The 19246-nt window shown below is 44.7% G+C and carries 14 protein-coding genes; 13 read left to right on the forward strand and 1 reads right to left on the reverse strand.

The features are described 5' to 3' along the window. Window positions 1-34: 34 nt before the first annotated feature. On the reverse strand, window positions 35-439 hold the full coding sequence (locus C6P39_RS12815; RefSeq protein WP_095175936.1) for a phosphate-starvation-inducible PsiE family protein: 405 nt from the start codon (window positions 437-439) through the stop codon (window positions 35-37). Window positions 440-693: 254 nt separating this feature from the next. On the opposite strand from C6P39_RS12815, the gene C6P39_RS12820 reads away from it, so the two are divergent. The 13 genes from C6P39_RS12820 to C6P39_RS12885 all read left to right on the forward strand — a co-directional run bounded on the left by C6P39_RS12820 (window position 694) and on the right by C6P39_RS12885 (window position 19244). Next, entirely contained in the window at window positions 694-1998 is a 1305-nt protein-coding gene (locus C6P39_RS12820; RefSeq protein WP_104804027.1) for a phenylacetate--CoA ligase family protein, read from the forward strand. 126 nt (window positions 1999-2124) lie between these two features. After that, complete coding sequence (gene iorA, locus C6P39_RS12825; RefSeq protein WP_104805922.1) at window positions 2125-3864, forward strand: indolepyruvate ferredoxin oxidoreductase subunit alpha; 1740 nt, start codon at window positions 2125-2127, stop codon at window positions 3862-3864. Then, window positions 3864-4436, forward strand: a complete 573-nt coding sequence (locus C6P39_RS12830) for an indolepyruvate oxidoreductase subunit beta (protein ID WP_095175933.1) — start codon at window positions 3864-3866, stop codon at window positions 4434-4436. The genes iorA and C6P39_RS12830 overlap by 1 nt, the downstream gene beginning before the upstream one ends. A gap of 56 nt (window positions 4437-4492) precedes the next feature. Continuing rightward, complete coding sequence (locus tag C6P39_RS12835) at window positions 4493-4927, forward strand: amino acid-binding protein (RefSeq protein ID WP_104804028.1); 435 nt, start codon at window positions 4493-4495, stop codon at window positions 4925-4927. A 162-nt stretch (window positions 4928-5089) separates the two neighbouring features. Then, window positions 5090-6652 (forward strand): sodium:solute symporter family protein, encoded by a 1563-nt coding sequence (locus C6P39_RS12840; protein WP_095175932.1) that lies wholly within the window; start codon window positions 5090-5092, stop codon window positions 6650-6652. Window positions 6653-6837: 185 nt separating this feature from the next. Continuing rightward, the gene (locus C6P39_RS12845) at window positions 6838-8265 is read left to right on the forward strand and encodes a C40 family peptidase (RefSeq protein ID WP_095175931.1); all 1428 of its coding nucleotides are present in this window, start codon (window positions 6838-6840) and stop codon (window positions 8263-8265) included. A gap of 331 nt (window positions 8266-8596) precedes the next feature. Continuing rightward, a complete protein-coding gene (locus C6P39_RS12850; RefSeq protein ID WP_104804029.1) occupies window positions 8597-9952 on the forward strand; it encodes a C40 family peptidase in 1356 nt (451 codons plus the stop codon). Window positions 9953-10958: 1006 nt separating this feature from the next. Continuing rightward, window positions 10959-13484 (forward strand): FAD-dependent oxidoreductase, encoded by a 2526-nt coding sequence (locus C6P39_RS12860; RefSeq protein WP_104804030.1) that lies wholly within the window; start codon window positions 10959-10961, stop codon window positions 13482-13484. Window positions 13485-13853: 369 nt separating this feature from the next. Beyond that, the gene (locus tag C6P39_RS12865; RefSeq protein WP_104804031.1) at window positions 13854-15374 is read left to right on the forward strand and encodes a Cas10/Cmr2 second palm domain-containing protein; all 1521 of its coding nucleotides are present in this window, start codon (window positions 13854-13856) and stop codon (window positions 15372-15374) included. 24 nt (window positions 15375-15398) lie between these two features. Continuing rightward, window positions 15399-15977 (forward strand): RAMP superfamily CRISPR-associated protein, encoded by a 579-nt coding sequence (locus C6P39_RS12870; protein ID WP_242987036.1) that lies wholly within the window; start codon window positions 15399-15401, stop codon window positions 15975-15977. Next, window positions 15970-17520, forward strand: coding sequence for an RAMP superfamily CRISPR-associated protein (locus C6P39_RS12875; protein WP_104804032.1), 1551 nt, complete (start codon window positions 15970-15972; stop codon window positions 17518-17520). Before C6P39_RS12870 ends, C6P39_RS12875 begins: the two co-directional genes overlap by 8 nt. Beyond that, window positions 17510-18886, forward strand: coding sequence for an RAMP superfamily CRISPR-associated protein (locus C6P39_RS12880; protein WP_158661558.1), 1377 nt, complete (start codon window positions 17510-17512; stop codon window positions 18884-18886). The genes C6P39_RS12875 and C6P39_RS12880 overlap by 11 nt, the downstream gene beginning before the upstream one ends. Beyond that, complete coding sequence (locus C6P39_RS12885) at window positions 18870-19244, forward strand: hypothetical protein (protein ID WP_104804034.1); 375 nt, start codon at window positions 18870-18872, stop codon at window positions 19242-19244. Before C6P39_RS12880 ends, C6P39_RS12885 begins: the two co-directional genes overlap by 17 nt. Window positions 19245-19246 lie beyond the last annotated feature (2 nt).

Below are 19246 nucleotides of genomic sequence, written 5' to 3' on the forward strand. Positions count from 1 at the left end.
AGCCGCATAGCACAGGAGCTATGCGGCTGGGGTTCTACAGTTTATCGTATATTTTTTCCTTGTTATCCGCGGATTTGAGCAGCAGATATTTACGGACAGCGAAGATGATTGCTATGGATATGATTCCGATCAGGGTATCAATCATATCAAGATGCTCCACGATCATCTGTCTGGCAATGGCAAACATAAGTACCTCAAGCAGATTTTCCGCGGTATGTTTTGCAAGCATCTTTACAAACTCCACTCCAATGATCAGAGTCAGGATATTGCCCAGAAATTCATTGAACTGACTGGCCTTTATACTGAGCAGGGGGATGCTGATGAAGTTGTAGATCATGGGTATGATCAGGACGATTATGACCATCAGCATAATTGCCGACAGAGCAATTTCAGTATAGCGGGAAATTGCGTAGATCAATTCATTTAATTTTTTCTTCATGCTTATCTCCGTTTCTTTTATACTATTGATTTGAAATTTGCGATCAACACATTCTCGTTTTTCACATTTTAACATAAAATGGGAGCGGAGCAAAGAAAATACGCAAAAAATAACGAAATATTCCTAAGAAAATCAGGTTGCTTCATTGCTTTGACGTGATAAATATGATAAGATAGGAAGCACAGACAGCTCTGCGGGGAGGCAGCAGGTTTCCCTGACACGGATGAGGGCTGAGAAATGAAGGGAAGAAAGTTATGATTTGGGCAAAAGAAGAGACACTATCCCGGGAGGAGATCAAAGAGATTCAGACCGCGCGCCTCAGAGAGACGGTGGAGCGTGTCTATAATACAGTGGAGCCTTACCGGAAAAAGATGGATGAGGCAGGCATCAAGCCGGAGAATATCAGGGGTCTGGAAGATTTACATAACCTGCCGTTTACCACAAAGCAAGACATGAGGGACAATTATCCGTTTGGGCTGTTCGCAGTACCGAAGAAAGATTTGATTCGTATCCACGCATCCAGCGGAACAACAGGTAAGCCAACAGTTGTAGGTTACACCAGAAAAGATTTGGATATCTGGTCAGAATGTGTTTGCCGTATTGCATGTATGGGCGGGGCGCAGCCTGACGAGATCGCGCAGATTTGTTTCGGATACGGTATGTTTACAGGAGCGCTGGGACTTCACTATGGTCTGGAAAGACTGGGGGCTGCCATTGTTCCTTCCTCTACCGGGAATACAGAGAAGCAGCTTATGTTTATGAAGGATTTTGGAACTACACTGCTGATCGCTACACCCTCCTACGCGCTGCGTATCGCGGAGGTTGCGGAGCAGATGGGCATTCATCCGCAGCGTGATCTGGATATGAGGACCGCGCTGGTGGGAAGCGAACTGATGACAGAAGCCATGCGCCAGGAGATGTACAAAGCCTGGGGCGATCATATGAATATCACGCAGAATTATGGCATGAGTGAACTGATGGGACCGGGAGTCTCCGGGGAATGCCTGGAGCTGAACGGTATGCATGTCAATGAAGACCATTTTATACCTGAAATTATTGACCCCAGGACCGGTGAGGTCCTTCCGCCGGGAGAGAAGGGTGAGCTGGTCATCACCTGTATTTCCAAGGAGGCGCTGCCCCTGATCCGCTACCGCACCAAAGACATCACAAGGCTTATGTACGAACCCTGTAAGTGCGGCAGAACCACGGTGAGAATGGAGAACCTGTTGGGAAGAACCGATGATATGCTGAAGATCAGAGGTGTAAATGTGTTCCCAAGCCAGATAGAGGAGGTGCTTCTTAATATTGAGGAGTGCGGACCCCATTATGAGATCGTGGTGGACAGAAAGAATCACAGTGACACCCTGGAAATCCGTGTGGAAGTCCTTTCTGATTATATGATGGATTCCTATGCAGCCCTGCAGGAACTGGAAAAGAAGATCAAATCTAAGATCCGAGTGGTTCTGGGACTGGACGTGAAGGTTTCCCTGGTATCTCCAAATTCCATCCAGCGTTTTGAAGGGAAAGCAAAACGAGTGATTGATTTAAGAAAGAATTAGTTTTACAATAGTCTTTATATATAGTAGAAACACAACTGTTCAGTACTTCACAGTTACCTGCAGGAATCCATGCAGACTTGCTGAATAGCTGTGCAGAAACACAATAACAGAAAGAAGGTAGGAAACGTGGGCGAAAAGAAAATCATGCTTGGCAATGAAGCCATTGCAAGAGGTGCCTGGGAAGCAGGGGTAAAGGTTTCCGCAGCATATCCCGGAACACCCAGTACAGAGATCAGTGAGAACATAGTAAAATATGAGGAAATTTATGCAGAGTGGGCCCCAAATGAGAAAGTGGCAACAGAGGTGGCAATCGGTGCGTCCATCAGCGGTGTGCGGGCCATGGCATCTATGAAGCATGTAGGGCTGAATGTGGCAGCAGACCCGCTCTATACAGCAGCCTACACCGGTGTGACCGGAGGTTTGGTCCTGGTAGTGGCAGATGACCCCGGAATGTACAGTTCTCAGAATGAGCAGGATACCAGAGCGGTGGCAAGGGCTGCGCAGGTTCCGGTACTGGAGCCGTCAGATTCTCAGGAGGCTAAGGATTTTGTTAAGACAGCCTATGACCTCAGCGAAAAATATGATACCCCTGTATTTGTGAGAACGACCACACGTTTGGCACATTCCCAGGGAATTGTAGAGCTGGAAGACAGAGTGGAGAGAGAAGATACTCCTTATGAGCGTAAGTTCCAGAAATATGTAATGATGCCGGGCAATGCCATCAAGCGTCACCCGGTAGTGGAAGAGAGAATGAAAAAGCTGGCTGAGGATGCCAACAGCCTGGAGATCAACAAGGCAGAGTATCATGACACCTCTATTGGCTTTATTACCAGCGGGATTCCCTATAATTATGTGAAGGAAGCCATGCCAAACGCAAGTGTACTGAAATTAGGTATGGTACATCCGCTGCCGAGAAAGCTCATAGAGGAGTTTGCGTCTAAGGTTGATAAGCTTTACATATTTGAGGAATTGGAGCCTGTATTTGAGGAGCAGATCAAATCCTGGGGCATTGCATGTTCAGGAAAAGATGTATTTACCCTGCAGGGAGAATACAGTGCCAACATGATACGCAGAAAAGTATTAGGGGAGGAAATCGAGGCAGCAGCACCGGCACAGGTACCGGCCCGTCCACCGATCCTCTGTCCGGGATGTCCTCACAGAAGCGTGTATTCCGTTCTGAAAAAGATGAAGATACACGCAGCAGGCGATATTGGATGTTATACTCTGGGAGCGGTTGCTCCGCTGAGTGTTGTGGATACCACAATCTGTATGGGAGCATCTATCAGTTCCCTGCACGGAATGGAGAAGGCCAGAGGAAAAGAATATGTCAAAGACTGGGTGGCTGTTATCGGTGATTCCACATTTATGCATACAGGTGTGAATTCCCTTATGAACATGGTTTACAACCAGGCTACAGGAACGGTCATCATTTTGGATAACTCCACAACAGGTATGACCGGTCATCAGGACCATGCCGCAACAGGTAAGACCCTGAAAGGCCAGGTGGTGCCTGCCATAGATATCTACAAACTCTGCAAGGCGATTGGTATTGAGCATGTCAATGTGGTGAATGCATTTGATATTAAGACACTGGAAAAGACCATCAAGGAGGAAGTGGCAAGAGATGCTGTCTCTGTGATCATCGCTCAGGCACCTTGTGTACTTTTAAAAACTAATGTGTTTAAAACAAAGTGCAGACCGGTTTCGGAGAAATGTAAAAAATGCGGACTTTGTTTGAGACCGGGATGTCCGGCCCTCACAAAGAATGAAGATGGAACGATTTCCATTGATGATACCATGTGCAATGGCTGCGGACTTTGCAAACAGCTCTGTCCCGCTGATGCAATAGAGGAGGTAGAAGTGTAATGGCAACAAGAAATATTATGATAGTGGGAGTCGGCGGTCAGGGAACACTTCTCACCAGCCGTATTTTAGGAGGACTCGCCGTGGAAGGCGGATACGATGTAAAGCTTTCCGAGGTGCATGGAATGGCACAGAGAGGCGGCAGTGTAGTTACTTTTGTCCGTTACGGAGAAAAAGTACAGGAGCCTATCGTGGAGGAAGGCCAGGCAGATGTGCTCATTGCCTTTGAACGCCTGGAAGCTCTGCGTTACCGTCAGTTTCTTAAAAAAGACGGTGTGATCATTGTAAATGACCAGAGGATTGATCCTATCACAGTTGTGACCGGAGTAGCGGAATACCCGGATGGAATTCTGGATACACTTCGCCAGACGCACAAGGTCTATGCAGTGGATGCTATGAAGGTGGCAAGGGAACTGGGCAATACAAAGGTATTTAATGTTATTGTACTGGGGGTTGCTGCACAGCATATGGATTACTCCAGGGAAGAGTGGCTCAATGTGATTGAAAAGACCGTTCCGCCTAAGACTGTGGAGATAAATAAAAAAGCGTTCCTGACAGGATATGAATTAAAATAGCAGAAAATTCCCTGTTTTTACAGATACAGAAGACAGAGAAAGGATAGGTAGCGTAAATGTTTATTGAACAATTGTCCATATTTCTGGAGAACCGTCCGGGTAAACTGAAAGGGATCGCTGACGCGCTCAAGGAAAATCAGATCAATATTATTTCCCTGGGACTTTCCGATACCACGGACTATGGGATCGCTAGGATGATCGTCTCTGATTCCGCCAAGGCGAAACAGGTACTTCTGGAAAAAGGGTACACAGCAGTGCTGACACCGGTGCTTGTAGTGGAACTGCAGCAGGAAGTGGGCGCACTGAGCCGGATCATGGATACATTAAGTGCAAAAGGGCTGAATCTGGAATATATGTATGCACTGGTTACCGGCAAAGAGGGCGGTGCCATGGTGGTGAAGACTTCTGACCAGGCACGTACATATCAGACATTAAAAGATGCAGGTATGAAGATGTTCTCGGAAGAAGAACTGAATGATCTGAAAAAATAGAAACCGGATAGTTAACTATTCAGAAAATCTACAAGAAGATAAGAAGCGTCCGCTTTTCTGAGCGGAAAGCGGCGCCTCTTTTTCTTTGCAATTATTGCTTTAATGGTTTAAACCGTTGCGGTTTAAAGCATAAGCGAAAACTTATAAAAGGAGAATAAAAAAATGGAGATTAAGATACTGTTTTTGCTGCTGTTTTTCGGCTCTATGGTGGGTATTGGCCTGTATTCCCGAAAACATGCTACAAATGTGGCTGGGTTTGTGCTGGGAGGGAGAAGTGTAGGTCCCTGGCTTACCGCGTTTGCATATGGAACCTCTTATTTTTCCGCAGTCGTGTTTGTAGGATATGCAGGACAGTTTGGATGGAAATACGGACTGGCAGGTACATGGATCGGGATTGGGAATGCCATAATCGGAAGCCTTTTGGCATGGGTGGTTCTTGGAAGAAGGACACGTGTTATGACAAAGCATCTGCATGCAGCTACCATGCCGGATTTCTTTGGCAAGCGGTTTGACAGCAATGCACTTCGGATCGCTGCGTCAGCCATTGTATTTATTTTCCTGGTTCCCTACACAGCATCTATCTATAACGGGCTGTCCAGATTGTTTGAGCTGGCCTTTGATGTACCGTATGCTGTGTGCGTAGTGGTTATGGCAGCTCTTACAGGAGCATATGTGATCCTGGGCGGTTATATGGCCACAGCTATCAATGATTTTATACAGGGGATCATCATGCTGTTTGGGATTGCGGCTGTTATCGGGGCCGTATTAAGCGGGCAGGGAGGATTTACAGAGGCTGTGAGACAGCTTGCCGATATTCCAAGCGACGTACCGGTTACTGCAGGGCAGTCAGGTGCTTTTACCTCCTTCTTTGGACCGGACCCTATAAACCTTCTGGGTGTAGTTATCCTGACTTCCCTGGGGACCTGGGGACTTCCGCAGATGGTTCAGAAATTTTACGCGATCAAGGATGAGAAAGCGATCCAGACAGGGACGGTGGTTTCTACAGTTTTTGCTATTGTAATCTCCGGAGGTTGTTATTTCCTGGGAGGTTTTGGCCGTCTTTTTGACAATCCATCCTTATATAAAGCGGATGGTACAGTCATATATGATGGTATTGTTCCTTACATGCTGTCTACACTGCCGGATATATTGATCGGTGTTGTGATCGTACTGGTGCTCTCCGCGTCCATGTCCACCCTCTCTTCCCTGGTACTGACATCCAGTTCCACGCTGACACTGGATTTCCTGAAGGGAACCGTGGCAAAGGATATGAGTGAGAAAAACCAGCTTCGGGTCATGCGCGGACTGATTGTAGTGTTTATAGCCATTTCGGTGGTGCTGGCCCTGGATCCGCCTACATTTATAGCACAGCTTATGGGAATCTCATGGGGGGCATTGGCAGGAGCGTTCCTGGCCCCGTTTTTATTCGGCTTGTATTGGAAAAGAACAACCAAACTGTCCGTATGGGTCTGCTTCATAACCGGAATCGGTATAACGGTTTCCAACCTGTTCTTACATTACATTGCATCCCCTATTAATGCAGGCGCTTTCGCCATGGTAGTTGGGTTTGTTGTTGTGCCTGTGGTGAGTCTGGTCACTCCTAAAATGGAAAAAAACAAAGTGGAAGATATTTTCTGCTGTTACAATCAGGAAGTGGTATCCACGCCTAAAAAGGTACTGCCTCAGGACAAGGAAGACGGTAATTCCCTGGTGGTTGAAGCATAATTATTAAAAGTGTGTCTCGCTAATTATTACGAAAAAGTGCCATTTTGTAACAAATAATTAATGATTTGGAAATTTAACTCTTGCATCTGTAATAATTATGTGGTATTATGGGTGACAGATAAGAAATATTTCAAAAATGTTACAAGTAGTTACAGATTCAGACATGATTAGTGAGGTACATAATAATGAAAAAAAGATTTCTTATTCTCAGTCTTATTTTTACAATGGCCATGACCCAGGTTGTGCCGGTAGCAGCTGCAAGGGAAGATGATGTGCAGGCTGAGAAGGCAGAGACACAAAGTAAATTATCAGCAGCAGAGAGCAAAGAATCTGAGTTGGAAGACCAGAAAACAGCGTTATTGAACGAAATTGACTCCATTGACCAGAACCTTGTACAGGTTATGGCACAGATAGATATTCTGAATGGTGAGATCACAGATAAAGAGAGTGCGATCGACAAGACAAAAGATGATTTGGCTGTTGCAGAGGCGAACCGTGACAAACAGTATGAGGATATGAAGAAAAGGATCCAGTATCTGTATGAGAACGGCGGAACTAATGCATGGGCACAGATGCTCTTGGAATCTGACAGTATTACCGGACTTCTCAGCAAAGCAGAGTACACAGAGAAGATGTATGATTATGACAGAGATGAGCTGAAGAAGATGAAGGAAACTGTTCAGGAAGTAACAGACCTTGGCAATCAGCTGGCTCAGGAGAAAGCTGAACTGGAAGAGATGAAACAGGCTCAGGAACAGCAGCAGGCAAGTCTGCAGAGCGCTCTTGATGAAAAGAAAGCCACAGCATCCGATTATGAAACACAGATTGCAAATGTGCGTGCACAGGCAGATGAATACAGAAGCCTGATCGAACAGCAGAATGCAGAACTGCAGAAGATCCAGGAAGAGAAAGCCCGTCAGGCAGAGGAAGCGAAAAAAGCCGAGGAAGCCAGAAAGGCTCAGGAGAAAGCAGCTCAGGAAGCCGCACAGCAGCAGGCACAGGAAGATGCTGAGGAAGAGGACAACAGCCAGAACAGCGCGGATGTAAGCACTGATAACGGTAATTCCAATGAGAATACCAACGATAATACAGATAATGATGTCTCTGATGATAATAATGATACAGAGGAACCGGAAGACAATAATAATGTGACACCTCCGGCAGAAGTACCGGAAACACCGGATTATAATGAACCTGAGACACCGGATTATGACGAGCCGGAAGAAGACCAGGGCAGCGACAGCGGTTACAGTGCAACAGGACAGGCAGTTGTAGATTATGCAAGTCAGTTTATCGGTAATCCATATGTTTGGGGCGGAACAAGCCTGACAAACGGTGCTGACTGTTCCGGATTTGTACAGTCTGTATTTGCACACTTTGGCTACAGCCTTCCGCGTGTAACGGATGACCAGGCGGGTGCAGGCCGTGGGATTTCTTATTCTGAATCCCGCGCAGGTGATATCATTGTATATTCCGGACACGTTGGAATCCTTACCGGAGACGGTGGAATCGTACATGCATCCAACTCTGCACCGTATCCGCAGGGTGGAATCAAGTATTCCAGCAATGCTCTCTACAGACCATATATTGCAGTCAGAAGAATTGTAGAGTAATTACATAGAGCAATACATGATGATACTTAACAGGGCCGTGCCCCGTCACCAAAAGGTGGTGGGTACGGCCTTTGTATATTTTAGTGAGTGCTGAAAAAACAGGAAATGAAAGGGATTGTCTAAGTGCCCTATAAAGGCATAATGATATGGCCGGATTTTATAAAATATTACTATAAAATTTATTTTTGTAACAAAAACTTAAAGATTTCAGTGATTTCCTCTTGCAAGTGTAATAAATTTGTGATATCATAAGCGGGAAGTGAAAATTATTTCGGAAATATTACTTAGAGAGTAGTAAATATTAAATACCAACAGTGAGGTACATAGCAGTATGAAAAAGAGATTCCTTTGTCTCAGCCTTATTTTTGCACTGGCCGCAGCACAGGTGATGCCGGTAGCAGCTGCAAGAAAAGACGAAGTGCAGGCTGAAAAAGCAAACACACAAAGCAAACTGTCCGCAACAGAGAGCAAGGAAGCGGAGTTGGAAGAGAAAAAGAATAATTTACTTGGAGAGATTGATTCTCTGGATCAGAATCTGGTTCAGGTAATCGCACAGATTGACATACTGAAAGGTGAAATCTCTGATAAAGAGGGCGCCATCGTTGAAACAAAAGAGGATTTAGCAGAAGCAGAAGCTGACCGTGATGAGCAGTATGCTGCAATGAAAAAGAGGATCCAGTATCTGTATGAGAACGGCGGAAGTGACGCATGGGCACAGATGCTTCTGGAGGTTAACAGCATCACAGACCTGCTCAGTAAAGCTGAATACACAGAGAAGATGTATCAGTTTGACAGGGACGAGCTGGAGAAACTGAGAGACACTGTTCAGCAGGTAACTGACCTGGGCAATCAGCTGGAGCAGGAAAAGGCCGAGCTGGAAGAGATGAAACAGGCTCAGGAAGACCAGCAGGTAAACTTAGAGGCAGCGCTGGAAGAGAAAAAAGCAGTTGCTTCTGATTATGAGACTCAGATCGCAAATGTTCAGGCACAGGCAGATGAGTACAGAAGCCTGATCGAACAGCAGAATGCAGAGCTTCAGAGAATCCAGGAAGAAGAAGCAAGACAGGCTGCAGAGGCTAAGAAGGCGAAAGAGAAAGCTGCTAAGGAAGCTGAAGCGGCTGCACAGAGACAGGAACAGCAGAACGTAGCGAATACACAGAATACTAATACTGATAATAACAACAATAACAACAATAACAACAATAACGTTACTGACAACGACGTGGACGATGAGGACGAGCCAGAGGTTCCGAGTAATAACTATGTACCGGAAACTCCTTCCTATGAAGAGCCGGAAGAAGAAGAACAGGGCGGCGGCGGATACAGCGCAACAGGAGAAGCAGTTGTTGCTTACGCAAGCCAGTTTATCGGGAATCCGTACGTATATGGCGGTAACAGTCTGACGAATGGTATTGACTGTTCAGGATTTACACAGCAGGTGTTCGCTCATTTTGGATATAGTATTACAAGAACAAGTGATTCACAGGCTGGAGACGGACGCGGAATTTCTTATTCCCAGTCACGCGCAGGCGATATCATCGTTTATTCAGGACATGTTGCTATCCTGACAGGTGACGGCGGTATTGTACATGCATCCAACTCTGCACCGTATCCGCAGGGTGGTATTAAATATTCAAGCAATGCGCTGTATAGACCTTATATTGCGGTTAGACGTATTGTGGATTGATTTTGTACATAGTTTGGGACTCATGCTTTTGGGGCATGAGTCCTTTTTTGGGTTAATGGGGATGGGGGATGGGGGGACGAGGGACGGGGAATGCAAAGTATCGGGAGCGGGCCGGTGTCTATGTGGGGTGAGCGAAGCGTTCCGCTGCCGGGAAGCTAACCTGCTCCCAGTCGCTAAATTCATCGGCAATGGCCTCTTCATTAAGCGTCTGGGGCAGGTGGATCTTCCCGGCGCTCCTCTGTACATCGCTCACCCCACATAGACACCGGCCCGCTCCCGATACTTTGCATTCCCCTGGTAGTGAAAGGCGGAAGGATAAAAGTAAAAAAGATAAAAGAAAAGGTAAAAGAAAAAGATAAAGGCCAAAAGATAAAGGTCGAAAGATAAAGGCCAAAAGATAAAGGTCGAAAGATAAAGGCCAAAAGATAAAGGTCGAAAGATAAAGGCCAAAAGATAAAGGTCGAAAGATAAAGGCCAAAAGATAAAGGTCGAAAGATAAGGGCCAAAAGATAAAGGTCGAAAGATAAGGGCCAAAAGATAAAGGTCGAAAGATAAGGGCCAAAAGATAAAGGTCGAAAGATAAGGGCCAAGAGATAAGGGCCAAAAGATAAAGGCCAGAAGATAAGGGCTAAAAGATAAAGGCCAAAAGATAAGAACCAAAAGATAAGGTCCAAAAGATAAAGGCCAAAAGTATAGGTTAAAAGATAAAGGCCAAAAGTAAAGGCAAAAAGATAAAGGTCAGAAGATAAAAAAGAAAGATAAAGAACAAGAAGTTAAAGACAGAGGATAAGAGATAAATGATAAGGAGTGAGAAATGATGGGGAGGAGTATGTGGTAAGAAATATTGTAGTGTAAGTGTAAATAGGGGGTGGTAAAGTGGAGGAAAATAGTATATATTTTGGTTATGAGGGTTATAGGTAAATAAGAATTTCTTTTTTGAAGGATTTGGAATATAATGGGGTTGTGGGGTAAAACTGATAATAAAGAGAGAAAGAAGGTATAGGAGTTGAAGACATTGGAACTTAGGAAGAATTTTTATTGGACAGGAATTGTGGATGCGGATTTGCGGGTGTTTGATATTATTATGTATACGGAGTTCGGCACTACATATAACTCTTATGTGCTGAAAGCCGGGGATAAGACGGTTTTGTTTGAGACGGCTAAGGTGAAATTCTGGGATGAATATTTGGAGAAGGTCCAGGAGATCACAGCGGTTGATAAGATTGATTATCTTGTTGTTAGTCATACGGAACCGGATCATGCAGGCAGTATTGAGAATTTGTTGAAGCTGAACCCGGGACTTAAGATTGTAGCAACCGGTTGTGCACTTGGCTTTTTGAAGGAGATTGTAAATGGTGACTTCACTGGGATCGCGGTGAAGGATAATGAGACCATGAAGATTGGGGACAAGACTCTGCGTTTTCTTGTGGTGCCGAATCTGCATTGGCCGGATACCATGTATACTTATATTGAGGAAGAACAGATTTTGGTGACTTGTGATTCCTTTGGGTCCCACTATGGATTTCCGGATGTGCTGGCAAGTAAGGTGACAGATAAAGAAGGATATATGCGGGCCACAAAGTATTATTTTGATTGTATTTTGGGACCGTTTAAACCTTATATGCTGAAAGCGCTTAAAAGAGTGCGTGAACTGGATGTGTCCATGATCTGTACCGGACACGGGCCGGTGCTGGATGATAAAATTGAGCAGATGTATGACATTTATGAGGAATGGTGTACAGTTGTGAATCCTAACAGCACGAAAACCGTAATTATCCCTTATGTAAGTGCTTATGGGTATACCAAGACATTGGCAGAAAGGATTGCCAAAGGCGTGGAGGACAGCGGGGATGTGGCTGTGCGGAGTTATGATCTGGTAGATGCAGAGCAGGAGAAGGTGCTGGAGGAACTGGGATTTGCTGATGGTATCCTGTTCGGTACACCGACTATTTTGGGAGAGGCATTGAAGCCTGTCTGGGATTTGTTGATTTCCATGTATCCTGTGACTCACGGGAAGAAGCTGGCAAGTGCATTCGGCAGTTACGGATGGAGCGGCGAGGGCGTGCCTCATGTGATGGAGCGGCTGGAACAGCTTCGTATGCGCACCGTTGACGGCTTTCGCGTTCGTTTTAAGCCAAGTGAAGCGGATTTGATCGATGCTTATGACTTTGGTTATAATTTTGGGTGTATGCTTCAGGATAAGGAGAATGAGAGAAAGTCAGGAAGAAGCAGGCTGGTGAAATGTCTGGTCTGCGGAGCTATTTTTGATTCGTCTATTGATATTTGTCCGGTTTGCGGAGTGGGAAGAGAGCATTTTGTACCTGTGGAGGAGGAAGAGAATCAATTCCATCAGGATACAAAGAATTTCTATCTTATTCTGGGAAACGGGGCTGCGGGAATCAGTGCGGCGGAGGCTGTCAGGCAGAGGGATAAGACGGGGTCCATCACTATGATCTCTAATGAAATATATAGTACCTATAACAGACCTATGCTGACAAAATCAATTATGGCAGACCTGGATGCCAGTCAGATCGCTGTGCATGAGACATCATGGTATGAGGAAAACAGAGTATTTCAGATTCTGGGGCGCCGGGTGGACAGGATTGATACAGACAGTAAAGAGGTAGTTCTGGATGATGGCATGAAGCTGAAATATACGAAACTTATCTATGCTCTGGGGGCAGAGTGTTTTGTGCCGCCTATGAAGGGTGTGGATAAAAAGAATGTGTTTGCTATCCGAAGACTGGATGACACCAAAAAGATTGCAGATATGCTTCCTCAGGTGAAGAATGTAGCAGTGATCGGCGGCGGTGTGCTGGGCCTGGAAGCTGCATGGGAACTGAAAAAAGCGAAGTGCAGGGTGACAGTGCTGGAGCTGGCGCCTGTTATCATGGGACGTCAGCTTGATGAGCCTGCGGCTGAATTGTTGAAGAAGATAAGTGAAGCCCAGGATATCGAGATCCGCACAGGTGTTAAGATCGCATCTATTGAGGGAGATGATTTTGTTTCCGGAATCCGCATGGAGGATGGCCAGGTTCTCCCGGCTGATATGGTGGTAGTTTCCTGTGGAGTGAGGGCGAATACTGCTGTGGCAAATGAGGCAGGTCTTGAGGTAGACCGTTCTGTTGTGGTCAATGCCAGGATGGAAACCAGTATGGAGGACATATATGCGTGCGGAGACTGTGCCCAGTATCAGGGGATCAATTATGGATTGTGGAGTCAAGCTGTGGAACAGGGCAAGACAGCCGGAGCCAATGCGGCAGGTGATAATTTGGAATATGAGACCGTATCAGCGGCACTGAATTTCCATGGAATGGGGACCGCGCTTTTTGCTGCGGGCGATAATGGAAAGAATCCGAATTTGATTTATAAAACAGTTGAATTTAAGGATATGGGAAAGAAGCAGTATCAGAAGTTTTACTTCCTGAATAACCGGCTCTGTGGTGTGATTTTGATCGGAGATGTAAGCCGTCTGGCAGAGATGACGGAGGCGTTGGAAAAACATGCAACTTATCAGGAAGTGATGAAATAGTAAATAGTATTTATGGGAAAACCAGGCATGGGCGTGCGTCCAATGCCTGGTTTTTTGCGGTTTTCAAAGATAAACTTCCCATATGGCAGATAAATAAGAAAAGATATTTCATGAAAATGTGTGAGAAAACGTGGAATTATGTATAATTGCATAAATTGCAGGTGCATAAAAATGGAAAATAGTGTAATATATACCATAAGAGAGAAGCGCTGATGTTTAAAGATTGTGTAAAGTGTTAAGATAATGACGAAAAACAATGCTGAATGGGGAAATATTACATATGGGCTGTTTTATGATGTGTTCTGAATTATAAAAGATATGTGGAACGCGAAATGATAAAAGTATGATCAAGTCAAAGGAGGAGATGCTATGCGCTATTTAATGATACTGGAGGTATCACAAAAGCAGGCATATATATTTGCCAGTACAAAACTAAAGGACAACATTGCAAATTCTGAATCTATCTGTCAGGTGACTGATCCGGGATATTTCCGGGAAATCGCAGCGGGAGCAGGAATACCTTTTTGCCAGGAGGATAACTTGGTATATTCCGGAGGCGGACATACTGTTTTGGAGTTTGCATCCGAGAAAACTGCCAAGGCATTTGCTTTTCATATATCCCAAACCGTGCGTAGAGAATTTCCGGAGATGGAATTGTTCATTAAAACAATACAATATAACGATGCAGAGGAACCGGGGCAAAATTTAAAACGTCTGTCAGAGGCACTGGAGGCAAAAAAATCTGTGCGTGCCGCATCTTTTCATCAGGGAACCTTCGGTGTGGAGAGAATGGATGCCACCCTGCGAAAAGCGATATGCACAGTAGAAGAGGATAATAGAATCTCGTGGGAGCCTATTCCGGAATATGTACCGGAAGGATATTCTGTCCCAAAGCAGTTTGATGATCTGGGAAATGCAAAGAATGAATCCAGCTTTGTGGCAGTCATCCATATTGATGGAAACGCTATGGGAAAAAGGGTGGAAAAAATACGGAGGGAAAATCGGACGAAGCCGTGGGCAGAATATAAAGATATTTTGAGAAAATTCAGTAAGTCCGTAGACGATGATTTTAAAGAAGCATATAAAGAAATGCTTGACCGAATTGCGCAAAACTTAAAAAACAGGAAGCTTACGGCTTTGAAACTACAGGGAAATACCTTCCCCGTCCGCAAAATTATCCTTGCAGGGGATGATGTCTGTTTTGTGACAGAGGGAAGAATCGGACTGGAAGCTGCAAGGATCTTCATTGAGCAGTTGGGAAGTAAAACAAATAAGCAGGACCATCAGGGGTATACGGCCTGTGCCGGTGTGGCGATCGTTCATAAGAAGTATCCATTTTATAAGGCATATGAGACGGCAGAAATGCTTTGCTCTAATGCAAAAAAATACGTTGCATCTTTTTCCCATGAGCAGAGGGATGCCAGTGCATCTGCCATTGACTGGCATATTGAATTAGGGGTTATGCTGGAATCCTTGTCTGAGATGAGAAAACAGTATGAGACTGCAGATGGGAAACAATTAGAACTTCGGCCATACCTGCTTTCAGCAGAAGAAGAGATTTGGGATAGAGAAAAAATCCGCCGATATGAAAATTTCAGAACATTGGTAACAAATCTCCAAAGCGATCAAATTGCGTACGCTCGGGGAAAGATCAAGGAATTCTGTGCAGCACTAAAAGAGGGAGAGCAGACTGCCTGGTATTATATGAAAAACAATCTGATGGATGAGCTGGCATTGGTAGGCTTTGCGGATATTTATGAGGAAGTGAAGAACGACAGGCTTTTTACAGGAAGAGGATTGGATAGAAAGATTTTTGCGCAGACAGCGGATGGTAAAGACAGGGCATTATTTTTTGATGCCATTGAAATGCTGGATACTTATATATCTTGATTAAAGGATGCGGGAGGTGCGGGAATGCAGTTAATGATACAAATGCATTTGGAATCAGATGCAATATTTGGAAATGGAATGAGCATTCCGGGAGGGGAAGACATTGGTGTCCGGACAGATGCCCATGGATTTCCTTATATGAAAGGCAGTACATTAAAGGGACTGTTCCGGAAAGAGTTGATCAATTATTTGAACTGGGAGCAGAAGTCTCTGGAGGAGATCAAAGAAACCGTGCAGAGACTGGCAGGAGAAAGAGGAAATGATGACATTTATAACCCTCGAAAACTGATTTTTTCTGATTTGACATTTCATCCGGATCTTCAGGAATCAGTATTAGCAGAGGATATTTCCCGGCAGGAGCTGCAGAATATTTTTACTTATCTGCGTACTTTTACCGGTTTGGAGGACGGGCTGGCAAAAGACGGCTCTCTCCGAATGGCAAGATGTATTAAAAAAGGATTGAATTTTTATGGAACATGCTGCTGTGACCAAAAAGATGAGGCTCTGGTATGCAGTGTATTGTCCATGATCAAATGGGCAGGGAGCATGAGAAACCGGGGGTTTGGAAAAATAGAGATGAAGGTGGGGAAAGCGGATGAGTAGATTTATAAGATTTGTGATTGAAAACTGTGGCCCTGTCAGAATCGCTAATGATGAGACAAGCCAGCATGGGCAGACTGATACACTGAAATATATTCCGGGAAGTACGCTGCGCGGTCTTGTTGTAAACAGCCTGCTCTCACAGGGAGAGAAGTTTGAAAAATATAAAAGGCGGATCTTCTCAAGTCAGGTACAATTTATGAATGCATATCTGATGATAGAAGAAAAGGAACTGATTCCGTCACTGAAGGGTTTTTACGAAGATAAGAAAGAATATATAGGAAAAAAACAAATAGAGAATGGAATGGTGACCGAAATCGCCGCAGGTGCCAAAAGAGCATCTTTGGGTCATTATTGTTATATTAATGACGGTTGTATTTTTTATACCGATGTACAGACCGGGGAAGACCTGAATATTAATACCGGAAAAGACAGTGATAAAGCCATATTCCGGAGTCAGTATATGAAAAAGGATCAGCGTTTTGTGGGATATATCAATTTTACGGAAGATGTAGAAGAGGAATTGATCTTGCTGATCGAACAGGTATTCCATGGAATTATTTACATCGGTAATAAGCGTTTTGCAGGATATGGCGCATGCAAATGTATAGACACTGAAATAAAAGAGGGTATGCCTTATGAGGAACTACGAAATGTACAGACGTCTGATGCATTTTTCCTTGTTCTGCTTTCCGATACGGTGATGGTAAATGAGTACGGCGAAATGTCAGGCCTTTACATTCCAGAACTGGAACAAGAGCTGGGGTGTGAAAAGCTGGAAATTGTCCGCTGTGCCACATCCATTCGGGAAGTATATGGTTACAACCGAATTTGGAAGGGAACTGTGCCGTCAGCGGTGATGTACGAGGCCGGAAGTGTTTTTTACATAAAAGCAGCAGGAAAGGTTGAGGCGGAGAGACTACGCAGTCTGGAGAAAAAAGGAATCGGGATCAGAAGGAATGAAGGGTTTGGACAGATAGCCATATGGGATTCTTACAGCGAGATCACATATAAACAGGCCCTTTCTGACGGAGAAGCAGAAAATGAGAAAGATGCAGATACTGTAAAAGAGCGGCCTCTGCACACAACAGAAATCCAATTGGATCTTAAGATCGCAGCCAAAGGTCTTTTACAGTATCGCATCGAAAGAGGAATAGAAAGGTACATTGTGGAAGATGCCTCCACCGGCAATCTGGAAGAGATTTCAAAAAGTAAAAGGGGTGTTGTGGAGTCTATGTGTATGCAGCTGCGTTATACGCCCCGGGAAGCACGGGAACGGCTTGAAAGTTATATTCAACATGAAAAAGAAAAGGACAGTCGATTGAAAGGCTACACACAAAAGAGGCAGCCCCTGCATCTCTATGTAGAGGACATTCTTCATAAGGATTTAAGTAAGATCCTGGGTTTGGAGTGGAAGGAAAATAAAATATTTGGTATCCGCGTACAGGATATTCTCTCCGGTGATGATGAGATAAAATATAAGCTGAAGCTTATGATCGATCAAATCCGATATGTCAACAGGAAGGAGAAAGACCATGCAGAATAACCGGGAATCCCAAAGCTGCTATGACAGCATATATGACAGAGTAATAAAGTATCAGGTAAGGGCGGAGTGCAGGGAACCTCTCCACATTGGTTCCGGAGAAAAGGAACAGGGTGAAATTCTGATCCATCCGGTGGAGGATCGCCCGTTTATTCCAGCCACAGGGATTGCAGGGGCTTTCCGCGAACATTTTACGGACGAGGAGCTGCGTAACGAAATGTTTGGAAACGTAAATGAAAATGGCAGTGACGGAAGCAGGATTCGCTTCTGCGATGGATTTTTTGAGAAGGCTTCTGTAGAAACAGAGCTGCGGCCACATGTAAAGATTGATGGGGAAACAGGAACCTGTCAAAGTAATGCTGTAAAAGGTGCCGCAATTTCCAGCGGACAGAAGTTTGAGATTGAATCCGTAGCGGCAGGCTCTGAGTTTGCATTCTCTGTATATATATTTGAAAAGGAAAGATCATACGAAAAGCCATTTGAAGAGGCATTAGAAGCCTTACACTGTGGTAATATCCAGTTTGGCGGGCAGAAAAGTAATGGTTGTGGCTATGTAAAGCTTGCATCAGTAAAAAAATCGGTTTATACAATGACAGATGAAAATGACAGAAAGCAGTGGCCAAAAGAAGAAAAAGCAATGAGGGATATCACTGCTGAGATCACTGATAAAGCGGAAGCACAGGACCAGCGCCTCCATTTTGAACTGTCAGGAAAAACAGAAGGTGCCATTCTTGTGAAAGCGGTCAGCATAGCCGATTACAGCGAGAATGCTCCGGATGCACAGAATATTGTAAATCACAGGAAAGAGTATATGATTTCGGCGTCTTCCCTAAAGGGCATTATCCGCAGTCAAATGGAGAAGATTGCAGTTTATAAAGGGATGGGTTTAGAGATAATTGATGATATATTTGGGACCTGTGCAGATGACAATAGCGGAGGAAAGCGGGGGGAGATAAAATTCTTTGATTGTGTTGTGGGAAATACGACTGATAATGACAGGGTAAAAGCGCAGGCGCGGATACATATTGATAAGTTCACCGGTGGTGTGATTTCGCAGGCACTTTTTAGTGAAAAACCAGCGTATGGTTCCCTGGTGGTTCGTGTGGATATGGAAAATGCAGATAACTATGCCGGAAATGCTCTTCTTTTAATGGCACTGCGTGACCTGGGCATGGGAATCCTTCCTGTGGGAAGCGGGAGCAGTATTGGACGTGGCTATCTTACCTGTGACCGTTTGAAGATCAGTAAGGGGTCAGAGGTTCTTGCAGAAATAGATCTAAAAGCCGGCAAAGTAGTCGAAGGTGCCGCTGTTATAGAAGAATATATCGGTTTTACAGACGGGGGGATTAGGAATGGCACAGATAGTTGAAAACCTTGAAGTTGAAGCGCTGACACCGGAAGAGGCAAGGGCCACTCTTGGGAATTATGATTTTGCCATTGTCCATATGATCAGTCAAATGCAATATGGAGAGATAGACAGTATCAATGTTAACTGGGAAGAACTTTTGGAATTGAGGGCATTCAATGACAAAGAAGAACTGCATGTTTTCGACAGGAACGGTGAAAGTAAGGCAGTCCATGTTTTTGAAACAGGCAATGTTAAGGACATTATCATAAAATCTTATCTTATGAGAAACGGGAAGAAACTGGTGGTTAAAGAATACCTGCAGCCGGATGAAGACGGGCAGGCAGTGGCAAGTTATAACAGGCCATTTTCCATGAAGTGAGG

This window comes from Blautia marasmi, from assembly GCF_900258535.1.
GTDB classification, from domain to species: domain Bacteria; phylum Bacillota; class Clostridia; order Lachnospirales; family Lachnospiraceae; genus Blautia; species Blautia hominis.